Here is a 26,264-nt window from a genome sequence, read left to right as displayed (position 1 = left end):
ATACAACGTGTTACTGCGCGGTTGATAAACGTAGAGTGAGTTAATTTTCTTGAATCCATATTTCTCCTGAGCTTATTGAATTACCTCTGCCTGATCGAACTGCAGAATGTCTATGTCAAAGCCCTGGGAGGACTTCAGCACAGAAGTGTTATGGATGGTTAAACTGGTATTTCCCTGGAAACTTCCGGTTGGTGTGAAGGTGATTTCACAAATGGCACCGCCTCCTGAGATAGAAGCATTGTTACCGGCTATGCCTGCTTCTATAGTTATAAAATTCGATGTGATCTCCGGCTGCACATACACAAGCGTATTACTGCCATCCGGATTTAAAAAGCTTCCGGTTTCCCCAAAAACCTGTACATTGGTAACGGTCAGGAGTGCCTCGCTATAGTTAAGCACCAATGAAAAAGCGGTCAGGTCATCACTTTCCTGGATTTCATCCAAATAAATTTCCGCGGTGTAGGTACCGTCATTGTTACTGCTGATTTGATAAGGGTTAAACAGGAAGCCGCGGCTTTGAATAGCGTTTACCGAAAATTGCCCGGTGAAGGTTGTGTCTTTTCGCTGGCAATTACTGTCATTGGGAATATATTCGGCAAAAATTTCATACGTATACTGCTCTCCGCCGAAAGTCTCATTTAATACAGGTATAGAAAAAGATGACTGACCAGAGGAAATCGCCTGCCAGTTTTGACTTGCAATACTTTCCCCGGGCGCTGCATATCTGTATTCAAAGTTATAGTCGAATTCGAGGGTGGTTCCCTGATCGTTCACTACGTCCCATTCCAGGGTTACGTCCCGCTGATTTACCTCGAAGGAGGTGTCAAAAGAATAGGCCGAATTTGTAAAACGTAAGTTTGGCAGTTTAAAATTATCACTACAGGGATCTTTATCATTAAACGCCCCACCATCTGGCGTTTCAGGCAGCTCACTAATTGAACTAATAATGGAATCGCAGGAAATCATTACTCCTGATATCAGGAGTAAGAGTAGGAGTGATTTATGCTTCTTAATAAAATTCATTAGTCTGTTTTCCATAGTCTTAAAAATTTACCCTCATGCTGATGCCGTTATTTCGGGCACTAAACTGAAGCTTGGCTTCTTCAAGTTTTTTCTTGTTTGACTTTTGGAGCAGTAAGTCCACAATTTCTATACCCTTCACAGCCACATAAGCTGTGATGCCCAGCTTCATCTGATCAAGAGCATCATTGGCAGTGGCATAATGACCGCGATAATCTGATCTGAGCTTAGCAAAGTCTGCAGTTGATCCTGCGCTGTTATATAAGTCCAATGCTGTTTGATATTTGTTGTATGCATTATTGTAATCCACATACGACTTAATACTATAGGCGAGCGCACCGCCACCGGCCAGGAAGTAGAGAAATCCCCTGCCTTTACCTAAATACCCATGACCCACACCGGGAATTACTGCACCCGGAAGAATAGATCGAAATACAGCCTTGCCTTTGCTGCGGGGTTGAAATTCATCTACAAAAGTAACTTCCTGGCTCAACGAGTTAACCTGAACCTCTTTTTCTACATCGTCAAAGCCATCTTTTTCAATCGTAATCTGGTACCTGCCAAACTGAAGGGAGGGGAGTTGAATAGGAGCCTCATCATAAGTTCGTGAGAATCCGGGACCCTTAAGCTCTATTTCAGCATCCGGGAATACACTGTTTATGGTGAGGGTGCCACGTCCCTGAATTTGATTTAAATCAATACTGATCTCTTCATCAGAATTTCGACGAATTTCAAATTCCCGGGTTTGAGTGTCAAAATTCAGCAGTTCCGCGGTTAGCTGATAGTTACCTACGGGTATGTTCCTGAATGTCTTTGAGCCCACCCATTCTTCCTGTACCTGTCCGTCTTTTCGGAGTGTAAATTCTGTATTCTCTTGTTGAGCAATAACGAACAGGTTACCTGTGATCTGCCCAAGTGTAATATTTTCAACCAGTGAATCACCCTGGGCTACATCAACTGTTCGCCGAACGGGGTCGAACCCGGAAGAACGCACTTCAAGGATATGGGCTCCGGGTACCAGCTCGATGTTTTCCCGCTGGCTTTGGGGCTGATCATCAATAAGTAAAGTAGCATTTTCGGGTGTGGTATTAACTGTGAGATACCCGATATAACGCTGGAGGTTGTAGTTAAGCTCTCTGTTTTCTCCGGTGAATTCGAGCTCATCCTCCACATTGGAGTACCCGGGGTAGGTAAGGCGGATCTTTAAATTTCCGGGATAGATGTTAACTCTGAGTGGTGTAACGCCTCGTGCTCCTGGCTCATCATTTAAATAAATGGAGGCGCCTTCGGGTGTTGAGTTAATTAAAACGGTGACCGGATTAATCTCGTCCATGGTATATCTGAAAGTGTTTACCCGATCTGCAGAAACAGAAATAGAGTCATCAATAAACTCGTGGCGGTCTTTACGAATCTGCACAAAGTGATCGCCGGTGGTAAGCTCGGTATCAAACACAGTGCCGGGTACTTCAAATTCTTCACCATCAATGAAAATCGTACTGTTCTCAGGAGTAATACTAAACTGAACAGGCTCCATCGTTGACTTCTGATCACCGGTTACCTGAATTTCCCAAACTTCTCCGGCTTCCAGGCTGATTCCCTCATCGTTTAAAACCAACTGAAAAGGAGGGTAGCCGTCTTTATAAATACTAACCACACGCTCATTGGTAGAGAGATATAAAAGATTGTATCCCGGTAACTGCTGTACCTTATGGATTCCGTTATTAGAACGGAATGTTAAACCTGTGAGGTCTGAAATAATGCGAAGCCCGGCCGTGAGGTTACCGTTTATATCACGGTTATCGTCCCTGTCGGCAATAATTTCGCTGGGTAGTCGCTTGGCTTCACCTACAATTCTAAGTGATGACATCTCTTCGTTGTCATCCTGAGCGTATAGATTATTTAGCGAGGCTGCCCCAAATAACAGAGATAAGATAATGGGTACAAATAACAGTTTAGATCTTTGTGTATGCACTTTTTTGATACTTCTTAAGATTAAAGTCACAGGTAAGCCTCTGGCATAGCAGTCCCCCGGAGCACCTTGCCAAAGACATTACAAACATTTATGAAAACAATAACTACATATATATGTAGTATTGATTAGATATAGCTTAGCCAACGCAAGCAGGTAAAACCATATCACAATACTTTTATAGATAGAGAAGAATTGATTAACAGAAATCCCCAAATTCCTGAAAATCTTAAATTGCCTAAAGCATCATTGCAATGCCCTTGGCTTCCCCTCCCCAAAAACGATTAAATCACCAGTAATTAAGTTAAAAATTCACGTTAAAATTACCTAATTCCACCAGAGCTGCTTCCGACCATTCCTTCGGTTGCCATGCCCGAACATAAATTTTAGGCTCTTCATCATTGAAGTCGATCAGCAGGAATAAATATCCTTCATCCGAGTAGTTAGTGGAGGTATAACTTTGGCGCATGCTGATTCCATAAATACCTTCCTGGTTATTTTTCCGGATAATATTGAAGGTGGAAAAACCAAGATGGATATCAGGCTTGGATGCGAATAACACTTTCTGACGCTCTAAAAACTCTTGCTTTGTCTGGCGGAGGTATTCCACATCGGGCTGAGAAGGTTGATTCTGCTCATACGCAAAATTGTTGCTGGCACTTTCATCCACCTTAAGTACCCGGCCGGTGATAATTACGGCTTGTTCGGCAAACATGGTTCCAAGCTGGTTCAGGTCACGGGTCATGTAAGCGGTTCTGTATTTTTCTACAAACTTGATCATTACCTGTCGCTTGTCCCAATCTTTTCCAAACTTTGAAGCCCGGCGGAACTCTTCATACATCCCGTCCATAATTCCAAAGTTGATGTCAGTCATAGTCCCGGTACTGTCAAAATCAGGTACCAGATACTCTTTGCTCTGCATATTAACAGAAGGGTAGCGGGCGGTAGATGAAAGCTGGCGGAATTCCCAGCCTTCCATCGTCTTATTAATGTCTGACTTGGAGGTGTTATTGGAAATACTCAGATTGTTGAATTTTTCCAGACTGGCCAGCTTGTTATCCAGAAACTCATCTTCCTTCCATTCCTCGGTTTCTTTTTCTTCATTGAAGTAGGCTTGTAGATTTTTAAGATGGTCAGGCACAATTTCTTTCAGTTCTTCAACGTCAACAGCTTCAACTTCCTCAACCGCATCGGTCTGGGCAAACTCTTCCATAAAGGTATTTAGCGTAAAGCTTTCATTCATAGGCTCAAGAGCCACTTTTTGTTTAATCTCTTCTTTTTGCTGCTGAGTGATTGGCTGATCAAGATCCAGCTCTTTCGGATAGTTGAAAGGAGGGCGGCGCACCAGCTCCCACAGGTCACCCACTTCTTTGATTTCATCCTTATTCTCGTAATAAGAATATTTAACATTGATTCTCAGCGAATTAAACTGCGTGCTGGAACCGTACAGATTTAAAGTAGCCGTTCCATCAATAGATTTAGCTGAAACGGAATTACTGCCATCCCAAAAGCTGAAATCAAGCGTCTCGGCTTTCTCCCCATCCACTAAAACGGCTAAGGTGATTTCCCGCTCCTTACTGGTAAGCATCTCATCAGAAATGATTTCAAACCGAACCGACTGAATGATGTCGGGAATGCGGAAGCCCGGCTCGGTGTACAAGTTATCACCATTATGCATCAGGGTAGATTCCGGGATGGAATTCAACAGCACGATGCTGAAGTAATAGTATTTCAGCGCATTGGCAAAATTACCTTCTTCTTCAAACTCCTCGGCTTTATCAAAAATATCTTTTACCAGCTGTTTCCGGTTTTCAAAAATCTCATTTACCGATGATTTTTGAATGTATCTGAACACATAGATTCCGCAATCACGGGGTTCCTTAAAGGTTTTAAGGTTTTTTAGCTGAGCCGATGAATAGGTTTTAACGATCCCTTCCACTTCCTGCTTGTACTCACCCTGATTGTCGGTGATACTTTCGGATACTTTATTAGTGAAAGATGACTCAATATTTACGGCAATCTTTGACAGCAGCTGATCGATAGCAGCAGACTCGCTTTCACTCTGATTTTGAGAACAGAATTCACCCCAGTAATGCTCGTCTCCGGTTTTAATGGCTTCGATATCCGGAGTTTGGGCAAATGCGTTCGATGAAATAAAAACAGCGAAGAGCAGCGGTAGAATCAGTTGACTGATGGAATTTTTCTTTGAATAGTGCATTGTGGTTATTGTAAGCTTACAATTTCTGGTTTTTCGTTTTTGTATTGAGTCATGGTCATTCCAACAGATGCATTTATGTAGGTCGGATCTGCAACGATATACTTTTTCCCTGAATGATAATGGCTGTCGCCTTCCACATTATTGCCGGTGAAGGAAACGGCGGTAGCAAGATGCTTACTGTATCTCAGCCCAACGACTTCTAATCCCACCAGTTCCTGAACCAGGTTGGCAAACAGGATAGAGCGGTCATCACAATCAGAATAAGGATAGAAAAGGGTTTCTTCCGGAATCATGTATTTCTCACGATCAAACTGGTCCTGGTCCGTTTTGTAATCAAAGGCTGTTTGCACAAAACGGAGGAGGAAGTTCACCGCCTCTTCTTCGCTCATATCTGCGATGGCAGGAGCAAGTTTCTCATAAATCGATTTTTTGGACGATTCAGAAAGGGAAGCCGTAAAGAATACGGGTAGCTCGGTTAGCGGGAAATATTCGAAATAGGTAATCAAATTCTTGTTGATGGAAACCGGGATACTGTAGTCTTTATCATTAAAGGAAAATTCGAGAGTTCGGGACTCAACATTCTTGGTATCGCCCAAATTCGGAAATTCTTTAATGGTCAGATCCAGTTTTTTACTCTGGCTTTGGTGCGAACCTGTGTAAGTGAAGATAGAGCTTGGTGTCTGCTTGTCTTCATTCAGGTCAATCACATAGTATTGCTCGCCATCCAGCGTGTAGTACTTGGTGTTAAATACGTTGTATTCTACCGCAAAAAGGATGTAAACGTCGTTTTGGTCGTACCCTATGCGCACTTTATATCCTGCGCGGGTTAGCAAAAACCAATTGTAAAGGTTGACCAGCTTCTTGTCATAGCCTTCATAAACCGTATTGGCAAAATCGTTGATCAGCAGCACGTAGCCCCAGTCGTTCAGCTTTAATTCCTCACGTACTTTATTGGAGTAGGATATAATGGGATCGTGATTAATCCGGCTCACTTTATCCCAAAACTCGGCAATACGCTTGTTATCGGTTTTTTTCATGGAAAATTCGCGTGGAGAATACAGAGCTCTGAGTTGAGTCGGGTATTCAAAAGGAATGGTAGAGGAGAAGTAATTGATGTTGGTAGATCGGGTTTCAATATCCCCAAACATCGACTCCTTGGGCGGCATTTCTATTTTAATAGGCTCAGGCTCGGGAGCATCGGGAATATCAATATTAATACGTTCGCGAACCGGGGTATCGTCCTTGGGAGCGGTATTCTCAACGGTCGGCTTAGGCGGAGCCTTTGGGATGGTGATGGGCTTTCTTTCTTTGTAGAAATCAGACCCCTGGTTGATACCTACTTCTTCCCAGGTTTTTTCCAGCATCTCAATAAACTCTTTATCGAATTTATCCTGATACTCTTTGAATTCAGCTTCTTGCTGTTTCTTCCATTTTTCGTACTCGGTATCCTGAGCAGAAACCAGGGCCGGAATCAGTGAAAGGGAGAAGAATAAAATCAGAAAAGCGGGAAAATATTTTTTCCCTGTATTATTGCAATCGAAAAACCCCATCTTTAAACCTCAACGTTACTTTTAATAGTATATACGACAAAAATTGGACAAAATAGTGTGATAGTCAAATTAAAAAGATTTGTGTTGGTTGATATTTCATTTTATTATTCCCGAAACCAAATAATACCACAAAGGGGTAATTGATATGAAAATGAAATCTATTCTTTTAACATTATTCGCATTTACATTCATGGTTTCTTGCGGGGGCGAAAAAGCCGTAACCAGCCAGAGCTCTATGCCTAACTGGATCATGGTTCCTCCAACAGATACTGAAGAATTCTTTTACGCTCCGGGACAGGCTGAAAGCAGCCGTCAGGGAACAGCGCTGAGAATGGCTCAGAACAACGCAACCACTGCAATGGCTCAGAAACTGGAAGTAAAAGTTTCTGCCCTTCAAAAATCTTTTGAAGAAGAAGTGCAAAGCGGACCCAATGCTAACTACGCGGCTACTTTCTCAAGTGCCAGCGAGCAGCTCGTGAACAACACGATGAATGGTGTTACCCGCGACCGTGCCGAGTGTGAGCAACTGAATCCGGAAGTAACCGGTGGTAACGTAAACCAGCGTTGCTATGTACTGGTTCGTATGCCGGTAGGTCAGGCTCGTTCCGTACTTGAAAATGCACTTTCTAAAGACGAAGAGCTTTACACCAAGTTTAAGGCTTCCAAAGCGTTTGAAGAACTGCAAAACAAACTTCATGAATTAGAAGACTAAATTAGAAACGCAGCTTTCGTGAAGTTTAGTCACCTACTTTTAATTCAGACCCTTCTTATAAATTTAGTACTCTGTGGAAACGTGTTTTCGCAGAGTACTTTTTTTTTGGATGAAGACGAACAGCCCGTTCTGATCTACCAATCAGACTCCGTTCATGGTTTTGGAATTGAACCGGTCTATTCCTATTCGGCGGAAGAAGAATTCGAAGATGCCTGCCAAAAGGCACTCGAAGAGTTGAATAGCAACTTGTTTATGTCGGTGTACATCGAAGAATTTCAAGCTAATGACTATTCTACATATAACTTTCCGGAATTAAGCATCAGAGATACCGTTCTTACTTTTGGTGAGAATATAGTAAAGCAGGATTCCGTAATTATCGATGAGCAGGCGGTTTGTGTAGCTGCACCGGCAAATAAATCCTCCGATATTAATGTTGAAGTACCTGCTCTGGCCAAATTGTTTGTAGGTCCTCAAAAAGTAGGAGATACCTGGTTCGCCGTTGGTAAAACCCGCGCAACTTCCTACAACCCAAGCCTGGCATGGATGAAAGCTAAGAACAACGCTCTTCAGGATCTGACTAAAGCCCTTCGTATTTCGGTTCAATCCATTGAACGACAGCTTGAGGAAGGCGACTACACTCAGTCGGGTGGAATTACCTATTTCAAATCCAACCTGATTTACAACGGTATCTATAATGTCAGGAGATACACCACGCATAAATCTTTTTTGACGGTTATTGCTGTCAAAGAAAGTGATGTAATTGAGTATTAGCCTTCGCGGTTAATTGTGAAGGAAGGATTTTGATCCTGTTTCAGTCGTTCCTGATTTATCTTTTCCTGATACAGCCGCTCCACATCTTTGAGGGTATCTACATCATCGGGAGATAAGTCCCAACGGATGGCCTTGAACCTTGGAAACCGAAGCGTGTAATTGGCTTTGGTTCTCTTGTTTTCCTGAATGTCATCAAATTCCAGTTCCACCACAATATCCGGATACAAACCCAGGGTTGGCCCGTATTTCTCTGCGGTGATTTTTTTGATGCGATCGTTCATTCTTTTTAGTTCATCATCGCTGTATCCACCATAGGCTTTACCAATAGGGATGAACTCTTCTTCGTACCGCTCGTCGTCCCGAACCGAAACTCCGAGGGTGAAATCAGAATAAGTACCGCCTCTTTTTCCGCTTCCGGCGTGGGCGTACATCATGATGGTATCGATGGAACCGCCGGGCTTTTTCACCTTAAGCCATGACTTTCTTCGCTGCCCGTACTCATAGCTGGAATCCTTTTGCTTCAGCATCAACCCTTCATTGCCATGGGCGAGGGCCAGCTCAAAAAGTTCTTCAATGTGTGCCTTGGATTCTATTTCCTGTTGCGTGGTGATGGGAAGATTATGTTTTTCGGAAAGGTCTTGCAGCAATGTTCGACGCTCTGTGAGGGTAAGGTCGAAGATGGGATTTCCATCGTAGAATAACACATCATAAGAAATAAGCAGGCAGGGATACTGTTCCAGGATTTTCTTTGAAGGCTTTTTCAGCCCCATGCGCTTTTGAAGCAGCTGGAAGGGAAGGATGGTGTCATCTTTGAATACACAGATTTCTCCATCCAGCACCAGCTCCGGTAATTCTCTTTCCGAAAAGAATTCCACAATTTCCGGGAAGGAATGGGTGATTTCATTCAGGTCACGGGAGTAAATCTGAACTTTGTCTCCGGATACATGCAGCTGGCAGCGCATGCCGTCAAATTTTTCTTCAGCGATATAGGTGCTGTAATCCTCTACAGCCCTGCTTTCAATCGGGGAGGCCAGCATAAAGGCAATGGGCTGGAAAAGCGTGAACTTTGCCTCATCAAGCCGGTCGTTTTTAGCAAGTACGGCCGTTTTTCCGATGCTTCCGGTAATCATATGGACATAACGTACTTCATCCACTTTGTGGCCGAAAGCTTTGGCAATAGCAGAAACAATACTCTTGGATTCAAATCCAATACGCAACGAACCCCGACCCATAATTCGCAGAAAATACTTCACCTCAAGCGGTGTCATTTGGAACCAGGCTTCCTTCAGGATTTCCTGCTTATCGGCCCGGGATGAAACTTCATAGAGCCGGTTAAACAGATCTTCCACTTGTTCCAGGGACAGGTTTTCGGCCGTCCATTTTGCCCGAGCTTCCGGGATGTTGTACAATAACTTCTCGATGGTTTCGGAAGAACTACCGGTGGCCGTTTTGGAAGGCTTGAACACCTTCTCGTAATCAATTTCACAAATTTCAGCAGCCAGGGTAGAGTAGGTGCGGCTTCCCACCGAAGCCCGTTTCCCTGATACATCCGAAAAAGCCCCTTCCCCTAAAAACCGGGCAGCCCGTCTCAAACCTTCATCATCCAGCGACTTAAAATATTCCGAACAGATTTTAATCTTGGCATTACTCCCCCGCGTCTCATTGATCTGCTGGGCGATGTCAGCCAAAGCGTGGAAGGTATGGATGTTTGAGTTTGCCACGAGTTTATGATCTTGTAAAATTCAAAATTCAAAATTCAAAATTGAGGATGGAGTGGTTAATGTATGTGAGTTCGTTTCCCAAATTTCAGATGGCTCTACAACTACAGATGTTAACTCATTTTTCATTTTAAATTTCAAATTTTGAATTCCCCTAATCATCCTGTTCTCCCTCCATATCTAAAAACTGTGACGGAATATTTCGCTGGTCCAGATAATGCTTTACTACATCCGGATTGGGCGTGTGAGTGATATAGGTCATTTTGGGCTGAAGCTGTTCGCAAAGAGAAATCAGTTCAAAAAAGTCGAGATGATCGGAAATAGGGATTAATTTATCTACCGTAAGCTGACTGCGTCTCGACTCCATCGCTGCCCATCCACTGCAGTAGGCAATTCGCTTCTTACGGACGTTGGATGCAAAACCGTTATTGATAGCCGAACTCGGACAAATCAGGATTTTTCCCTCACAAGTCTCCCGGTCATAGGTTTCATAATTACCCAGATCGATGCCTTCCTCCTCATACACATCACAGAGTTTAAACCCGGCGCCATGTATTTGCACGGGATGATTCAAATCCTTCACCAAATGCATGATTTCCTGCGCCTTGCCAAGATTATATGCCAGAAAGACCGGAGTATAACCTTCATCCAAAGCGGACTTCGCAAAGCCGGTGATTTCAGCCTTCAGCTCTTCATAATCAGCCCAGCGGTACACGGGCAGACTGAAGGTCGCCTCGGTTATAAAGCTGTCGATTTGCGCATCAGGGAGTTCGAAACCTTCGGTGGCGGGAGAGGGTGGAGTGCGGTAATCGCCGGTGTAGAGCAGGTTGCCAAAGTCGCTTTCCACGAAGGTCATGGCGGAGCCCAGTATATGTCCGGCCGGATAGAAAGTGATTCTGGCGTTCTCGGTTTTTATAGATTGCTTAAATGGGAGTTCCTGCACCTCGTACTTGGCGCCCCGAAGTTTCATGAACTTTTTAGTAGGCTGAGTGGCATACACCGCTTCGGCATTGGAGCTCCACGGAATGTGATCGGCGTGACCGTGAGAAACAAAGACATATTCAGCCTGCTTACCGCGATAGTCCAGCCCGATTCCCAGCTGGGGCAGCAGTATTCCATGATTTCCGCCTTTGATGATTTTGAGCATAATGGTCCTCCCTGTGCAGACAAGGACGTGGTTGTGTGATAATTTTTCGGCTATTGTCATCCTGAGTACATCGTAAGGCAACTAGGGCTGAAATGGTTAACATGAAGGATCTCAAATTCTGAACAACTCGATAGGTTAAATTTTGAGATCCTTCGCGGCAAACAATCAAACGTATTGAATACAACTTCGCTCAGGATAACAATCCCACAGTTTGGCAGTTTCAGTTCCTTCACACTAAACTAAGAAGAGCGGGTGACAGTTCGTGGCAGGGTGCTTTCTGTTATTTGTCAGGGATTGTGATGGGTGAGTATTGAGATAGGTAAAAAACAATCCCATCAGTTAAATCATTATTGCGGTTGTTTCCCGGAATTCTTAGATAGGGCACAACTTTAATAAATACTTCTTTTATGAATCGTATTGTTGCTACTGCACTTCTTATCGCCGGCGGACTTCTTCTTTATTTTGGATATCAGGAATACAACTCGTTCGGTTCAGAACTTGATCAGGCCTTTGGCGGGTCTGGTTCTACCAATGCCATTATTATGCTGGTGGTTGGAGTTGTCGCCGTTATCCTGGGCGGATCCAGGCTGGTAAAGAAGAAGTAGCTGAAAAGAACTTCATGGGACCTTTCTGCAACCGCCTGACCCTATCTCTGTCTCTTTCCCTAACGCACTTTGTGAAAAAGATGTTGGCTGGTCACTGCCTAAGATTTCAATCAGTGTCTTTGCTGAAACGGAAGGCATGCGCCAGGGAAAGAGGACGCATGACTTAGTTATGATGTTGAAGTCTCTTTTCGGAGGTGACCTCATTTTTCTATTATCTTCAGCAAAAAATTATATGAATATTACCATCCGAAGAGAAACCAAAGCTGATCATTCTGATGTATTTCAGCTTATCAAAAAGGCTTTCGAAGGAGAGGAGTACAGCGATCAAACCGAACACCTGTTGGTGGAGCGGCTTCGGAACTCAGAGGCATTCATTCCGGAGTTATCTCTGGTGGCTGAATGGGAGAATGAAGTTGTTGGTCATATCTTGTTTACACGAATTCTAATCAAAAGTGAAAAAGAGGAGTGGGAGTCATTGGCTCTGGCCCCGGTTACCGTTCTGCCGAACAATCAGGGCAAAGGGATTGGCGGTCAGCTGATCAAAGCCGGGCATAAGGCAGCACGGGAGGCGGGATTTACTTCCGTAGTTTTAGTAGGTCATTCCGGATACTATCCAAGATTCGGCTATCGCCCCTGTTCTGATTATGATATCAGCCTTCTTTTCGACATACCACTCGAAAATTGCATGGCTATTGAGCTGAAGCCCGGTGTCCTTAAAGATGTTCATGGGGTTGGAGAGTATCCCTTCGAATTCTATTAGGTCAGTCAGTTTTTTGATGTCGTAAACAAGAGTATGAGTTAAGACCTTCTTGCCAGCCTGACCTTCATCTAAAATTCACAAATTGGGTTATTTTTATAGGTAACCAATCTTTTATAAGTACAGGAGGTCGTCATGAAAGTTTTAGTCGTAGGCGGTAATTTTGCCGGTTCAACTGCAGCACTTGAAATCAAACGGAAACTTGGGGGTGAAGTTGAGGTCACGCTGATTGATCGCAATCCCGATTTCCTATATATCCCATCATTGATCTGGGTACCAACAGGCCGTAGAGAGATTTCAGACATTTCTATTTCCAGAAAAGAAGTTTTGGAAAAGAAAGGGGTGAAATTTGTCCTGGATACCGCCACAAAAATTGATACAGAAGCAGAAGTGGTGTACACAGAACACGGAGAGTTCCCCTATGATCACCTGATTATAGCTACCGGACCAAAAGTTCGTTTCGATGCCGTACCCGGACTAAAAGAGCACGGCTTGTACATTGGAACTCCAACGGGAGCCATGAAGACCCGCGAAAAGCTGGAAGAGTTTGTGAAGAATCCCGGTCCGATTGTAGTTGGGGCAACACAGGGAGCCGGTTGTATGGGAGCCGCCTATGAATTTCTATTCAACCTTGAAAAATGGTTGCGGGATAAAAAAATCAGAAAGAAAGTAGATCTGCACTGGATTACACCGGAGCCATTCCTTGGCCATTTTGGTATTGACGGAATGCCGGGAGGCGAAACCATGCTGCGCAAGTTCATGGACATGTTTCACATTACTTATCATACTGAAGTTGGCGTCAAAGAGGTATTTGAAGATGCCGTTGAACTAACGGATGGCACAAGAATTGAGTCTCGCTTTACCATGCTCATGCCTCCGTTTACCGGAGTTGACCTAATTGAGAATTCAAAGAGCCTGAATGCCGGCGAAAATGGATTCGTCCCAACTTTGTCTACTTACAGGCACGAAACCATTGAGAATGTATGGGCAGCCGGATTAGCCGTAAATGTTGCCCCGCCTTTCCAACCTGGAAAAGTGCCATTTGGTGTACCAAAAACCGGATATCCGAGTGATGTGACCGGGAAAATAGTAGCTAACAATGTGGTGAATGTGATCCGTGGTATCGATGAACAGGAAGAAAAGCCATGGGGCAAAATTGCAGGCTTATGCGTAATGGATGCCGGTGAGAAAGAAGTGCTGATTTTCAGCAACACGCTGTTCAAACCACGCAAAATTGCCATCATGATCCCGAATGTCCTTTTCGATTTCACCAAAGTATTCCTGGAAAAATATTTCCTCTGGAAACTGCGACACGGGTATTCATACTTGCCATGATGTTGTCCACTTCGCCAATCGCTAATCGGTCGATCGATCATTCATAAATCTAATGAATTGCGACTAACGATCGACCGAATTATCGATTTTTGAAGTGATTTGAATTTATTCTTCTTCCGGAGCCTTGGGCATTTCCTTGTCTTCTTTGGGGAAGAATATGGAAGCGGAAATAGAAGCGATCAGAGCCAAGCCAACAAAACCTAATGCCCAGGGAGTGGGAACGTGGTAGAATTCGGCGATCAGCATTTTTATTCCTACAAAAGATAGTATGGCCGCCAACCCGTAGTGCAGGTAATGGAAAAGCTTCATCACTCCGTTTAAGGCAAAGTAGAGGGCACGCAATCCTAAAATGGCGAAGGCGTTGGAGCTGTAAACCAAAAACTCGTCGGTAGTGATGGCGAGGATGGCCGGGATGGAGTCGATGGCAAAAACCACATCGGTGGTTTCAATCACAATAAGCACTACAAAAAGCGGGGTAGCCATCAGCTTTCCATCAACACGGGTGAGGAAATGAGGGCCGTCAAATTTATTGGTAACAGGAATGAACTTGCGGGTCAGTTTTAACAATGGATTGCGCTCGGGATGCACTTCCTTCTCCATCTCAAATGCCATTTTGATTCCGGTGTACACCAGGAAAGCTCCAAAAATATAGACGATCCACTCAAAGCGTTCTATAAGAGCCACACCTAAAAAGATGAACAGAAAGCGAAGCACTAGTGCCCCGAAAATCCCCCAAAAAAGTACTTTATGCTGGTATTTAGCCGGCACGCCGAAATAGGAGAACACAAGGATAAACACGAATATGTTATCCACGCTGAGGGATTTTTCAATCAGGTAGCCGGTGAAGTAGTCGAGGGAGCTGGCCGGATCCATATAGAAGTAAATCCCAACTCCGAAAACACACGCCAGGAAAATCCAGACTCCCGTCCAGATCAGTGATTCCTTAATAGTGATCTCGTGTTCATTGCGATTGAAGACCATCAGGTCCACGATCAGCATGGCTACTATAAAAATGTTGAAAATGATCCAGAGCGTTAAGCTATGTTCCATTATTCAATAACCATCGCTTCTTCCTGAGATTCGAGTTCTTCGGGGATGGATTGCTTGATAAGGTCGGCAAAAGCTTCGATCAGGTTCTTCTTTAAAAACTCGCGGCTGTACACCAATCTTATTTTTCGGGAAGGGATTGGGTCTTCAAATTGCTTAACCACCCCGTTCGCACACTTTGTGTCGTAATCATCCATAGCCAGGTAGGGCATCAGGGTAATCCCAAAGTTTTGTTCTACCAGTCGCTTGAGTGTTTCCAGGTTGCCGCTTTCAAAAATAATCGGCGCTTTATTGAGCTTCTCGTTGTTCTGCTTGCAAATTTTGATGGTCTGATCCCGAAAGCAATGTCCTTCGTTCAGCAACCAAAGATCTTCTTTATACAGGTCATCAATGCATAGCTTGTCTTTTTTGGCTAATTCATGATCCACACTTACATAACCCAGAAAAGGCTCCAGAAACAGATCTTTCTCGTACATATGCTTGTCGGTAGGCGTGGCTATGATACCCACATCAAAATAGTCTTCATTGAGGCCTTTCAGGACTTCAGCGGTCAACGCTTCTTCAAAAATAAGTTCAACTTCAGGATAGGTATCCACAAAAGATTTCAGAAAAAGGGGAACCAAATAGGGAGCTATGGTTGGGATTATACCTACCCGAAATGTGCCTTTCAGGTTATCTCCCTGAACGGCAACCATATCTTCAATATGTTTGGCACCGCTTAAGATCAGCTTGGCCTGCTCAATAATTTCTTCCCCCATTGCGGTAGGAACTACCGGTGTTTTTGAGCGGTCAAAAATAAGTACACCTAATTCATCCTCCAGCTTTTGAATTTGCATGCTGAGGGTCGGCTGGGTGATATAGATTTTCTGAGCTGCAGTGGCAAAGTGCCGGTGTTTGTCAACAGCAACGATGTATGAGAGCTGGGTTAAGGTCATATTCTTTGTATAATAATTGAACTCTAAGGTAAAGAAACCTTTTTATAATATTAGCAGACCTAAAATAGAACATTAAATACAAAAAGGTAGATTTGTGAAGAAACATATTTTCTTATCCGGGCGCGTTCAGGGGGTAGGCTTTCGGCATTTCACAAAAACCAAAGCCCGTTCGCTTGGGGTAAAAGGCTGGGTCAGGAACCTGCCGGACGGTCGCGTGGAAGCCGTGTTCGAAGGAGATGAGAAGCTTGTAGATCAGCTCATCGAAAAGTGCAAGAAAGGCCCACGCTCAGCGTATGTTCAAAGCATTGATGTGGAAGAGGAAGAAGAAAAAGATGCATTTACCGAATTCAAGGTTCGGTTTTAATGCACCTTCCAAAATAGGTTAAGAACTCTGCGCAATATTGGTGTCATAGTAAGCAAGTAATTTCACCAGATCTTTTTGGGACTTTCCGTCAAGGTCATTCTTTTTGATAAACGATTTGAGCTCTTTTTTGTACTTCTTACCCAGTACATTCATAATGTCTTTGTCGCGGAGGCGACGAAGTTCTGTAATTTTACCATCTCTGGTCTGAAGAAAGTACTCTGTATCACTTATGTAACGGTCAGTAACTTTTCCTGTAAATGGATCTTTATTATTCCCTTTCATCAGGTTTGATCTATGCAAAGCCAGAAGTTTAAGTCCTGTTTTTTGATTGTATAATACCTGTACAGGTGTAGGTTCCCTAAAACCGAATTCCTCATTTCTAAGCTGCAGAGTAAATACTTCCTGAACTTTATCAGACGAAGCGAAGTCGGCCGGTTTTTCAAATACAAAACCTCTGACATTATTGGTGTTCAGTACCCGAATTTGATCATCTTTAATAAACAGAACCTGATTTCGATAGGCATCGAAGTTTAAGGGCATTATCTCCGAAGCCTTATTAGAGTCGAAAAGAATGCGCCCGTTTTTGAAAGAATCTTTTATAAGTGGACTACCAACAACATCCTTGGAATCTTCAGTGTAAATTTGTGTTCCGGCCTGATTGGTTATTGGTACCGTTTGATAATCGACAGGGTCTTCAACTTGTCCGTGAGCAACTGATGTAAATGAGGCGACAAGCAGAGTAAATAAAATATAATTGAGCGTCTTCATGTCTTTAAATTTTTGATTGGTGCTGCTATGAGTAACTGTGGTTGTAAATTATCTTACTTTTCTAATCTTACAAAAGATTTTTAGAAAAGTATGTTATGAATTATAAGACAGAATACCAGTAGGTTGTCTTTGATTTCTTTAGCTATAACTTGAAACCACCGCAGATATTTTTGCAAAACCCGGAAACTAATTACAATCGGGTTGTGGACTTACTATATTTACCAGAAAATTAATCTAAATTTGTGCAAGCCTATAGTATATGTATCTGATATTTGATACCGAGACCACCGGTTTACCGAACGACTTTTCTGCTCCCATCACCGATTTGGATAACTGGCCCCGGTTGGTTCAGCTTGCATGGCAACTTCACGATCATACCGGAAAGCTTATCAACAGTGGTAACTATATCGTGAAGCCGGAAGGGTTTACTATTCCTTTCAACTCGGAAAAAATTCATGGTATTTCTACCGAAAGGGCAAATGAAGAAGGGGTAGATCTTGAGTTTGTTCTGAAGGAATTTTCAAAGGATATAGACAGGGCACATTTCCTGATCGGGCATAATGTCAGTTTTGATGAAAAGATCATGGGGGCAGAATATCTTCGAAAGAAGATACCCTCCGCCATTATCGACAAGCCCAAGATTGATACTAAAGATGACGGTACGGATGTAGCTAAAATCGAAGGCGGACGCGGTGGTAATTACAAATGGCCGTCGTTGGGAGAATTACACCATGCTTTATTTGATAAAGGCTTTGAAGACGCTCACGATGCCGCCGCTGATGTAGAGGCTACCGCCCGTTGTTTCCTGGAAATGGTCAGAATTGGGGCGACCAAGGTCAATTTCCCGATGGATGCGAAGCTGTATGAGTCGTCGCAAAGTTATATAAAACGGGAAGAGTATATTGATCTGGTTTCCCCGTCCCGCTTCAAGACCAAGCAAACCGACGAAGAAAAAGCGGCTCAAAAAAAAAGTGGAGATCAAGACGGGGTTGATGCTGAGCTGATTGAGAAGGCGACTTTTACCCATCTTCACAATCACTCCAAGTTTTCAGTACTTCAGGCAACGGCCGGAATTAAAGAATTAGTAGCCAAAGCTAAGGCTGAGGGAATGTCGGCAGTGGGACTCGCCGACCTCGGAAATATGTACGGTGCTTTTGCCTTTGCGGCAGCGGCCCATGCTGCGGATATCAAACCGATTATTGGTTGTGAGTTTTATGTGGTTGAGGACCGGCTTCAGAAGAAATTCACCCGTGATAATAAAGACAGGCGCTATCAAATCCCGATGTTTGCCAAGAACATGAATGGGTATAAAAATCTCTCCAAACTTAGCTCTATCGGTTTTACGGAAGGGTATTACTATAAGTATCCCCGAATCGATAAAGAGGTAATTGCTGAGTATTCGGAAGATATCATCTGCCTTAGTGGAGGAGTGCGGGGCTGGCTGGCCGACCTGATTCTGAACAAAGGAGAAGAGTTTGCCGAAGAAGAATTGCAGTGGTGGATGGATACCTTCGGGGATGATTTTTACCTGGAAGTATTGAATCACGGTCTGGAAGAAGAAAAACGGGTGAATGAAGTATTCAAAAGCTATTCTGAAAAGTATGGGGTGAAGCTGGTTGCCACGAACAACGTGTTTTACCTTGAAGAGGAAGACGCCAAAGCCCATGATGCCCTGATTTGTATTGATGATGGCGAACTGATGAGCACACCCAAAGGGAGAGGCCGTGGTTACCGTTATGGATTCCCGAATGATGAGTTCTACTTCAAGACACAGGACCAGATGAAGGAGCTCTTTGTGGACATGCCTTCCGCCATCGAGAGCACGCAGGATATTGTTGATAAAATTGAGCCTATTAAGCTGGAGCGGGATGTGATTCTGCCCAACTTTGAGCTTCCCGAAGGTTTTGATACCGAAGATGCCTACCTGCGTCACCTAACGTATGAAGGAGCCAAGCCACGCTACGAGGAAATGACCGATGAGGTGGAAGAACGTATTGAACTGGAGCTCGGTATTATTCAGGAAATGGGTTTCGCCGGATACTTCCTTATTGTACAGGATTTTATTGCTGCTGCCCGCGATATGGGCGTTTACGTAGGTCCGGGAAGGGGTTCTGCCGCGGGTTCGGTAGTAGCCTATTGCACCGGGATTACCAATATCGATCCACTGGAGTATGACCTGCTTTTTGAGCGTTTCCTGAACCCGGAGCGTGTGTCTATGCCCGATATCGATATTGACTTTGATGATGACGGGCGACAACGGGTTATCGAATATGTGGTGAATAAATACGGCAAAGATCAGGTGGCGCATATCATCACCTTTGGGTCGATGGCAGCTCGTTCGTCAGTTCGGGATGTTGCCCGGGTGCTCGACCTTCCGCTGGCCGATGCTGACCGTATCGCTAAATTGGTGCCGGAACGCCCCGGAACTTCTCTTGATGATGCTTTTGCTGAGGTAAAAGAACTCCGCGATATTCGGGATGGGGAAGGGCTGGAAGCCGAAACCTTGCGAATGGCTTACGTTCTTGAAGGGTCGGTACGGAATACAGGGATTCATGCTGCTGGTGTTATCATTGCCCCCGATAAACTCACCGAATACATTCCAGTCAGTACGGCCAAAGATGCAGATCTCTATGTAACGCAGTTTGACGGTAGTGTAATTGAAAATGCCGGTATGCTGAAGATGGACTTTTTGGGGCTGAAAACCCTGTCTATCCTGAAAACAGCCATCGGTTATGTGAAAGAAAATTACGGTAAGGAGTATAACCTGGATGATATTCCCCTGGATGATGAAGCTACCTATAAAGTATTCCAGCAGGGTGGAACGGCCGGAATTTTCCAGTTTGAGAGTGACGGGATGCGCAAGCACCTCAAGAACCTGAAGCCGACCAGCATCAACGACTTGATTGCCATGAACGCCTTGTACCGACCGGGTCCTATGCAGTTCATTCCGGATTATATCGAGCGTAAGCACGGACGGGAGAAAGTAGAATACGATCACGAGGATTTAATCGAGCTGCTGGAACCAACTTACGGAATTATGATCTACCAGGAGCAGATCATGAAGGTGGCACAGCGAATGGGTGGCTACTCACTCGGTGAAGCGGATGTACTCCGCCGAATCATGGGTAAGAAGAAGCCGGAACTCCTTCCGCCGGAAGAAGAGAAGTTTGTCAAACAGGCGGTTGAGAAAGGATATGATGAGAAAACCGCCAAGCAGGTCTTTGATAAGATGGCCATGTTTGCGGGTTATGGATTTAACAAATCTCACTCGGCGGCTTACTCGGTAGTAGCCTACCACACCATGTATTTTAAAGCCAATTACCCGGCTGAGTACATGGCAGCGGTTATGACTCACAATATGAGCAACATCGATAAGGTGTCGGCTTTTATTGAGGAATGTCAGCGTATGAATATTCCGGTGGACCCGCCGAATATCAATACGGCATGGGGTAAATTCCGTCCGAAAGAAGGACGCGTACAGTACGGAATGTCGGCTATCAAAGGAGTGGGTTCTTCAGCCATACAGCATATTGTGGAAGAACGGGAAGAAAACGGGGATTTCACCTCCATTTTTGATTTTGCAACGCGGGTTGACCTCAAAGTCTGCAACCGGAAAACGCTGGAGAGTTTAATTATAGCCGGCGCTTTCGATACGCTGAATCCAAACCGGGCGCAGTTGCATCATTCGCTGGAGGACATTCTGGCTTATGCTGTGCGCAAGCAAGAGGAGATTCGCCTGAATCAGGGGAACCTGTTTGGCGGGGAAAGCGGAAGCGCGGCTTTACAGGAGCCGAAGCTGCAGGAAGTTCACCCATGGACTCAAATTGAACGGCTTAATAAGGAACGGGATCTTATCGGGTTTTACCTGAGTGGACACCCGTTAAGCCGGTTCAAAGAAGAAATTCGATTGTTTGGAAAACAGAACCTCAGTGATGAGGTTTTTGGTCAGATGAACGACCGGCAGGATATTCGGTTCATCGCCATTATAACAGGTGTAAAAAGGGTTACCGATAAGAAAGGCCGTCCGTTTGCTTTCCTTCAAGTTGAAGACCTTAATAATTCCACCGAGGTTATCGCTTTTAGTTCAACCTATGATAAGTACATGGGGCTTCTTCAAACCGATAATGTGTTGTTTATCGATGGAACCGTGGATACACGAAGCGGTCAGCCCAAAGTAATAGCAAACTCATTTGAACGTGTTGAAAATCTGCGTGAGAAATTCCAGGAGCAGTTGAATCTTAGAATAAGCTTGAAGACCTCTGACCTGGAGAAAGACCATCTTAAGCAGATCGAAACTCTGTTTTCCATTAATAAGGGAAGCACCCAGGTTAAACTGGCCGTTCACAGTGAAGAGGCGAATGCGCCGATCAAAATGAACGTTCGAAATTTTGTGGTTGAACCGAATGATGATTTACTGCGGGGTTTACGCGATGTGTTGGGTGAAGAGGCGGTGCAGCTGGTGCATGGGAGTTAAGTTGGTTAAGTGCCAAGCACCAAATTCCAATGACCAATATGTACTCAGCAACTCGTAACTCAAATCCTCACCCCTCCAACTCATAAACCCCCGCTATTACCCCAATAATTTAAAAGAATGTGTAATGTTGAATGAATTATTCCGATATTTGTTCAGAATTGATGAACACTCAATAAAGAAATAAAAGATATGTCAAAACCAATCGAGTTAACCGACTCCAATTTTGATGATGAAGTACTGAATTCAGACAAACCTGTATTAGTTGATTTTTGGGCTGAATGGTGTGGACCTTGCCGAATGATAGGTCCGATTGTTGAAGAATTGGCCGGTGAATACGAAGGAAAAGCAAAAATTGGAAAAGTAGATGTGGATAGCAATCCGGAAGTATCCGTTAAATATGGTATCCGTAGCATCCCTTCCCTGTTGATTTTCAAGAATGGTGAAGTAGTAGACCAAATAGTTGGAGCTGTTCCAAAATCACAGCTCAGCAAACAGCTTGAAGCTCAGGTAGCTTAAGCAAGTAGTTTTACGATTATAAAAGCGATGTAGGATATTCCTGCATCGCTTTTTTTGTTGCACTGATCAGATATCAGGCTCTGGATTACAAACAATCTTTTACAAGGCTTTTCATGATTTAAGAATGCTGGAACCTGCACAAAGGTTACCTTTAGCAACACTTTCGAATTCTTAAACAGTATAAATGAAACGCATACTTATAGTTACAGGCGTATTGATCGCTCTGGGCCTGTTGGCCATTCCCAAATTAGAGGGATTAACAGGGTCAGCAAATAATACGGCAGCCAACAATTCAGACAATAATACCCTTTCAGTGGATGTATATGTTACCAAGCCCGATACCATTGAAAACAATATTTTTACCACCGGTACTTTGCTTGCCAATGAAGAGGTGGAACTGGCCAGTGAAAGCTCCGGTCTGATTGAAGAGATTTACTTGGAAGAAGGTGAGTATGTAGAAAAAGGAGAGTTGCTCATCAAAATCAACGACAGTGAATTGCAGGCGCAACTGAACCGGGCTGAATTCAGGTTAAACCTTGCCGAAGACCGTGAAAAACGCCAGACCCAGTTGCTTGACAAGGGTGGGATTAGCCAGGAAGAGTATGATGCTACGCTGAACGAAGTAAACGTAATGCGTTCAGAAGTTGCCCTGATTGAAGCACAAATTGCCAAGACTGAAATTCGCGCTCCGTTTTCCGGGCAAATTGGCCTTAAGTATGTAAGTGACGGAAGCTACATCACCCCAAGTACAAGAATTGCCACTTTGCAGGATATTGATCCCATTAAAATTGATTTCTCCATTCCCGAGCGATATGCGGCAATGGTAGAAGTTGGAAATAAAGTAGCATTCACGGTTTCCGGTTTGGATAAAACACTTACGGCGAATGTATATGCCAAAGAACCAAGAATTGATACCGAAACTCGTTCCTTGCAAGTTCGGGCTAAAAGTCCGAATCAAGATGGTGCATTATTACCCGGCGCTTTTGCAGACCTGGAACTTACGCTTTCGACTATTAACAATGCCCTGATGGTTCCATCCATCTCCATCGTCCCTGAACTTCAGGGACAAAAAGTATTTGTGGTGAAAAACGGGGTGGTTCAGCCTCAAACGGTCTCAACCGGACTTAGGAATGAAGCTAAAGTTCAAATTACCGAGGGTATTGCAGAAGGGGATTCGGTGCTTACAAGCGGATTATTACAGGTTCGTCCCGGGATGCCGGTTAATATTGGTAATGTAGAAACGGAGTAGCATGAGTTTATCATCACTGAGTATTCGTCGCCCGGTATTAGCTACCGTTTTTTCCATCGTAATTGTTTTGTTTGGGATTATATCCTTCAACTACCTGCCCGTAAGGGAGTACCCGGCTGTTGACCCGCCCATTGTTACGGTGAGTACCTCGTACATTGGGGCGAATGCAGAGGCTATTGAATCGCAGATCACCGAACCGCTGGAAGAAGAAATTAACGGGATTGCCGGTATCAAAAACCTGACATCTGTAAGCAGGGAAGGAAGAAGTACGGTAACCGTAGAATTTAACCTGGATGTGGATCTCGAAACGGCAGCCAATGATGTACGGGCAAGAGTATCAAGAGCTGTGGGAAGTTTACCGCCCGATGCCGATCCCCCCGTGGTTTCAAAAGCGGATGCCGACGCCCGTCCAATTCTCTTTTTCAACATAAAGAGTGATTCACGAAACCTGCTTCAGCTTACCGATGTGGCCATTAACTATTTTAAAGAGCGCGTTCAAACCATTGATGGTGTAAGTAGCGTGCAAATTTGGGGAGATAAAACCTACTCGATGCGCCTCTGGCTGGACCCAATGAAACTGGCAGCCTACGACTTAACCCCCCTTGATGTACGAAATGCACTGTCCAGCGAGAATGTGGAACTACCCTCAGGCCGTATTGAGGGTGACCTGACTGAACTAACGGTTCGGACGATGGGTAGAATGACTACCGTAGAAGAATTCAACGACCTGATCATTAGTCAGCGTAACGGAAGCAACATCAAGCTTCGTGATTTGGGGTATGCCGAATTAGGCCCTCAAAACGAACGAACCATCCTGAAACGGGATGGTGTACCGATGGTAGGAGTGGTGTTGATCCCACAGCCCGGAGCCAATCAAATTGAGATAGCTGACGAGTTTTACAAGCGGGCAGATGCCATCGAAGAAGATCTGCCCGCCGACATCGAAACAGCCATCGGCTTTGATACCACAGAATATGTTCGGGCATCCATTGATGAAGTGCAGCAGACTATATTTATCGCTTTTCTACTGGTAATCGCCATTATCTTCCTGTTTCTGAGAGATTGGCGAACCACTATTATCCCGGTCGTTGTAATCCCCATTGCATTAATTGGAGCCTTCTTTGTGATGTATATGGCTGGCTTTTCCATTAACGTTTTAACATTGCTCGCTATCGTGTTAGCTATTGGTTTGGTGGTAGATGATGCTATTGTGGTTCTGGAAAATATCTACGCCAAAATTGAGCAAGGACTGGAACCTACCATCGCCGGAATATTAGGTTCCAAAGAGATTTTCTTTGCGGTTATTGCAACATCGGCTGCATTGGTTTCGGTGTTTATGCCTATTCTGTTTTTAGGTGGTATCACCGGACGGTTATTCAGAGAATTCGGGGTTGTGATAGCCGGAGCTGTGATTATTTCCTCATTTGTGGCTCTTACGCTTACGCCCATGCTTTCCACAAAACTGCTTAAGAAGAGAGAGCGGCATAACAAGTTTTATGAAATGACCGAGCCGTTTTTCATTGCGATGAATAAGGCGTACAAGAATTCGCTACAGACCTTCATGAATAACCGCTGGGTTTCATTCCTGGTGATTGCAGCTTCCGGCGGCTTGATTTATCTCTTTATGATGACCCTTCCGCAGGAAATCGCTCCACTTGAAGATCGAAGCAGAGTGCGGATGTTTGCCCAAGCCCCGGAGGGAGCTTCCTACGAGTATATGGATAATTATATGGACCGGCTTATTACTTTGGTTCAGGACAGTGTTCCTGAGGCTAAATCTGTGATCTCGGTAACCTCTCCGGGTTTTGGGGCTTCCAGTTCGGTGAATTCCGGTTTTGCCTTTGCCATCCTTAAAGAGCCCGAAAACAGAGAGCGTTCACAGGACGATGTTGCCAATGATTTATCTCAGCTGGTAACGAATCTCAGCGGAGCCCAAACTTTTGTATCTCAGGAACAAACGATTGGCAGCAGCAGGGGAGGTTTACCTGTTCAGTATGTGCTGCAAAACCAGAATTTCGAAAAGCTTAAAGAAGTGATACCCGAATTTCTGGAAGAAGTGAGGAACAACCCGATGTTTACCTATCAGGATGTGGACCTGAAATTCAACAAGCCGGAACTTCAGGTTTCTATTGACCGTGAACGTGCTCAGGATTTAGGCGTTTCCGTACGGGATATTGCCGAGACTTTGCAGCTTTCTTTGAGTGGTCAGCGATTCGACTTTTTTATCATGAATGGAAAGCAGTACCAGGTCATCGGTCAGGTAAGCCGGGCAAACCGTAATGAACCGGTGGATTTAAAGAGTCTGTATGTTCGAAATAACTCGGGCCGCCTCATTCAGCTGGATAACCTGGTAACGGTTGCTGAGCAAAGCAGTCCGCCTCAGCTATATCGCTTTAACCGGTACGCCTCTGCTACTATATCAGCGAGTTTGGCACCCGGAAACACCATCGCCGACGGTATTGAAACCATGGATGAAATAGCAGAAGGGGTTTTGGATGACACGTTCGTAACCAGCCTTGCCGGCCCTTCCCGTGATTTTGTTGACAGTTCCTCCAGCCTTGGCTTCATTTTTCTGCTCGCGCTGGCGTTGGTTTACCTGGTACTTTCGGCACAGTTTGAAAGCTTCCGTGACCCGTTTACCATTATGTTAACCGTACCGCTGGCGTTGGCCGGGGCACTGTTGAGTATGTGGTATTTTAATGAGACGCTGAACATCTTTAGTCAGATCGGGATGATTATGCTGATTGGGCTGGTGACCAAGAATGGAATCCTGATCGTGGAGTTTGCAAACCAGCGACAACGACAAGGACTTTCCATTATGGACGCTATTCTGGATGCTTCTGCCGCCCGTTTCCGCCCGATTTTGATGACCAGTATCTCTACAGTACTGGGAATTTTACCTATTGCTCTGGCCCTTGGTGCCGGCGCCGAAAGCCGAACCTCAATGGGTATTGCTGTAATTGGGGGATTGATTATCGGTAGTTTACTTACCCTGTATGTGATTCCCGCCATGTACTCCTACCTCTCGCCGGTGAAATCCGATGATGATATAATTGACGAAGAGACGATCAAGAAAGCTGAAAAAGAATTAGATACTGCTCCTGTTTAA

General features: G+C 44.4%; 19 protein-coding genes. 10 read left to right on the top strand and 9 right to left on the bottom strand.

What is annotated here, in order from left to right:
• Positions 1–72: 72 nt before the first annotated feature.
• The 4 genes from NM125_RS11110 to NM125_RS11095 all read right to left on the bottom strand — a co-directional run bounded on the left by NM125_RS11110 (position 73) and on the right by NM125_RS11095 (position 6,757).
• Positions 73–966 carry a hypothetical protein gene (locus NM125_RS11110; protein WP_255134998.1) on the bottom strand — a complete coding sequence of 298 codons (894 nt, stop codon included), beginning with the start codon at positions 964–966 and terminating at the stop codon, positions 73–75.
• A 76-nt stretch (positions 967–1,042) separates the two neighbouring features.
• Positions 1,043–2,992 carry a PEGA domain-containing protein gene (locus NM125_RS11105; RefSeq protein ID WP_255134997.1) on the bottom strand — a complete coding sequence of 650 codons (1,950 nt, stop codon included), beginning with the start codon at positions 2,990–2,992 and terminating at the stop codon, positions 1,043–1,045.
• 301 nt (positions 2,993–3,293) lie between these two features.
• On the bottom strand, positions 3,294–5,207 hold the full coding sequence (locus tag NM125_RS11100) for a hypothetical protein (RefSeq protein ID WP_255134996.1): 1,914 nt from the start codon (positions 5,205–5,207) through the stop codon (positions 3,294–3,296).
• 5 nt (positions 5,208–5,212) lie between these two features.
• On the bottom strand, positions 5,213–6,757 hold the full coding sequence (locus NM125_RS11095) for a hypothetical protein (RefSeq protein WP_255134995.1): 1,545 nt from the start codon (positions 6,755–6,757) through the stop codon (positions 5,213–5,215).
• Between the two features lie 151 nt (positions 6,758–6,908).
• Between NM125_RS11095 and NM125_RS11090 the strand changes: the two genes are divergently transcribed.
• Together NM125_RS11090 and NM125_RS11085 are read left to right on the top strand one after the other, a co-directional pair.
• Positions 6,909–7,469, top strand: a complete 561-nt coding sequence (locus NM125_RS11090) for an LPP20 family lipoprotein (protein WP_255134994.1) — start codon at positions 6,909–6,911, stop codon at positions 7,467–7,469.
• Positions 7,470–7,574: 105 nt separating this feature from the next.
• Positions 7,575–8,240, top strand: coding sequence for a hypothetical protein (locus tag NM125_RS11085; RefSeq protein ID WP_255134993.1), 666 nt, complete (start codon positions 7,575–7,577; stop codon positions 8,238–8,240).
• On the opposite strand, the gene NM125_RS11080 is transcribed toward NM125_RS11085, so the two are convergent.
• Both NM125_RS11080 and NM125_RS11075 read right to left on the bottom strand, forming a co-directional pair.
• Positions 8,237–9,961, bottom strand: coding sequence for an ATP-dependent DNA ligase (locus tag NM125_RS11080; RefSeq protein ID WP_255134992.1), 1,725 nt, complete (start codon positions 9,959–9,961; stop codon positions 8,237–8,239). The genes NM125_RS11085 and NM125_RS11080 overlap by 4 nt on opposite strands.
• Positions 9,962–10,112: 151 nt before the next feature.
• Entirely contained in the window at positions 10,113–11,105 is a 993-nt protein-coding gene (locus NM125_RS11075; protein WP_255134991.1) for a hypothetical protein, read from the bottom strand.
• 407 nt (positions 11,106–11,512) lie between these two features.
• Between NM125_RS11075 and NM125_RS11070 the strand changes: the two genes are divergently transcribed.
• The 3 genes from NM125_RS11070 to NM125_RS11060 all read left to right on the top strand — a co-directional run bounded on the left by NM125_RS11070 (position 11,513) and on the right by NM125_RS11060 (position 13,802).
• On the top strand, positions 11,513–11,710 hold the full coding sequence (locus NM125_RS11070) for a DUF3185 family protein (RefSeq protein WP_255134990.1): 198 nt from the start codon (positions 11,513–11,515) through the stop codon (positions 11,708–11,710).
• Positions 11,711–11,942: 232 nt separating this feature from the next.
• Entirely contained in the window at positions 11,943–12,470 is a 528-nt protein-coding gene (locus NM125_RS11065) for a GNAT family N-acetyltransferase (protein WP_255134989.1), read from the top strand.
• Between the two features lie 132 nt (positions 12,471–12,602).
• Positions 12,603–13,802 (top strand): NAD(P)/FAD-dependent oxidoreductase, encoded by a 1,200-nt coding sequence (locus tag NM125_RS11060; RefSeq protein ID WP_255134988.1) that lies wholly within the window; start codon positions 12,603–12,605, stop codon positions 13,800–13,802.
• 105 nt (positions 13,803–13,907) lie between these two features.
• On the opposite strand, the gene NM125_RS11055 is transcribed toward NM125_RS11060, so the two are convergent.
• The gene (locus tag NM125_RS11055) at positions 13,908–14,852 is read right to left on the bottom strand and encodes a TerC family protein (protein ID WP_255134987.1); all 945 of its coding nucleotides are present in this window, start codon (positions 14,850–14,852) and stop codon (positions 13,908–13,910) included.
• Positions 14,852–15,784 (bottom strand): hydrogen peroxide-inducible genes activator, encoded by a 933-nt coding sequence (locus tag NM125_RS11050; RefSeq protein WP_255134986.1) that lies wholly within the window; start codon positions 15,782–15,784, stop codon positions 14,852–14,854. The genes NM125_RS11055 and NM125_RS11050 overlap by 1 nt, the downstream gene beginning before the upstream one ends.
• A 94-nt stretch (positions 15,785–15,878) precedes the next feature.
• On the opposite strand from NM125_RS11050, the gene NM125_RS11045 reads away from it, so the two are divergent.
• Complete coding sequence (locus tag NM125_RS11045; RefSeq protein ID WP_255134985.1) at positions 15,879–16,148, top strand: acylphosphatase; 270 nt, start codon at positions 15,879–15,881, stop codon at positions 16,146–16,148.
• An 18-nt stretch (positions 16,149–16,166) separates the two neighbouring features.
• Here the strand turns inward: NM125_RS11045 and NM125_RS11040 are convergent, their stop codons facing one another.
• Positions 16,167–16,916 carry a hypothetical protein gene (locus NM125_RS11040; RefSeq protein ID WP_255134984.1) on the bottom strand — a complete coding sequence of 250 codons (750 nt, stop codon included), beginning with the start codon at positions 16,914–16,916 and terminating at the stop codon, positions 16,167–16,169.
• Positions 16,917–17,175: 259 nt separating this feature from the next.
• Here NM125_RS11040 and dnaE point away from each other — a divergent pair, with 259 nt between their 5' ends.
• From dnaE to NM125_RS11020, 4 genes are all read left to right on the top strand, one after another.
• Entirely contained in the window at positions 17,176–21,390 is a 4,215-nt protein-coding gene (gene dnaE, locus NM125_RS11035) for a DNA polymerase III subunit alpha (RefSeq protein WP_255134983.1), read from the top strand.
• A gap of 189 nt (positions 21,391–21,579) precedes the next feature.
• A complete protein-coding gene (gene trxA / locus NM125_RS11030; protein ID WP_255134982.1) occupies positions 21,580–21,906 on the top strand; it encodes a thioredoxin in 327 nt (108 codons plus the stop codon).
• A gap of 184 nt (positions 21,907–22,090) precedes the next feature.
• Positions 22,091–23,155 (top strand): efflux RND transporter periplasmic adaptor subunit, encoded by a 1,065-nt coding sequence (locus NM125_RS11025; RefSeq protein WP_255134981.1) that lies wholly within the window; start codon positions 22,091–22,093, stop codon positions 23,153–23,155.
• Position 23,156: 1 nt separating this feature from the next.
• Positions 23,157–26,264, top strand: a complete 3,108-nt coding sequence (locus tag NM125_RS11020; RefSeq protein WP_255134980.1) for an efflux RND transporter permease subunit — start codon at positions 23,157–23,159, stop codon at positions 26,262–26,264.

Origin of the sequence: Gracilimonas sediminicola (genome assembly GCF_024320785.1) — a bacterium.
Classification (GTDB): Bacteria; Bacteroidota; Rhodothermia; order Balneolales; family Balneolaceae; genus Gracilimonas; species Gracilimonas sediminicola.
Note: the sequence above shows the minus strand (reverse complement) of the source record. Positions and strands in the feature narration are given on the sequence as shown.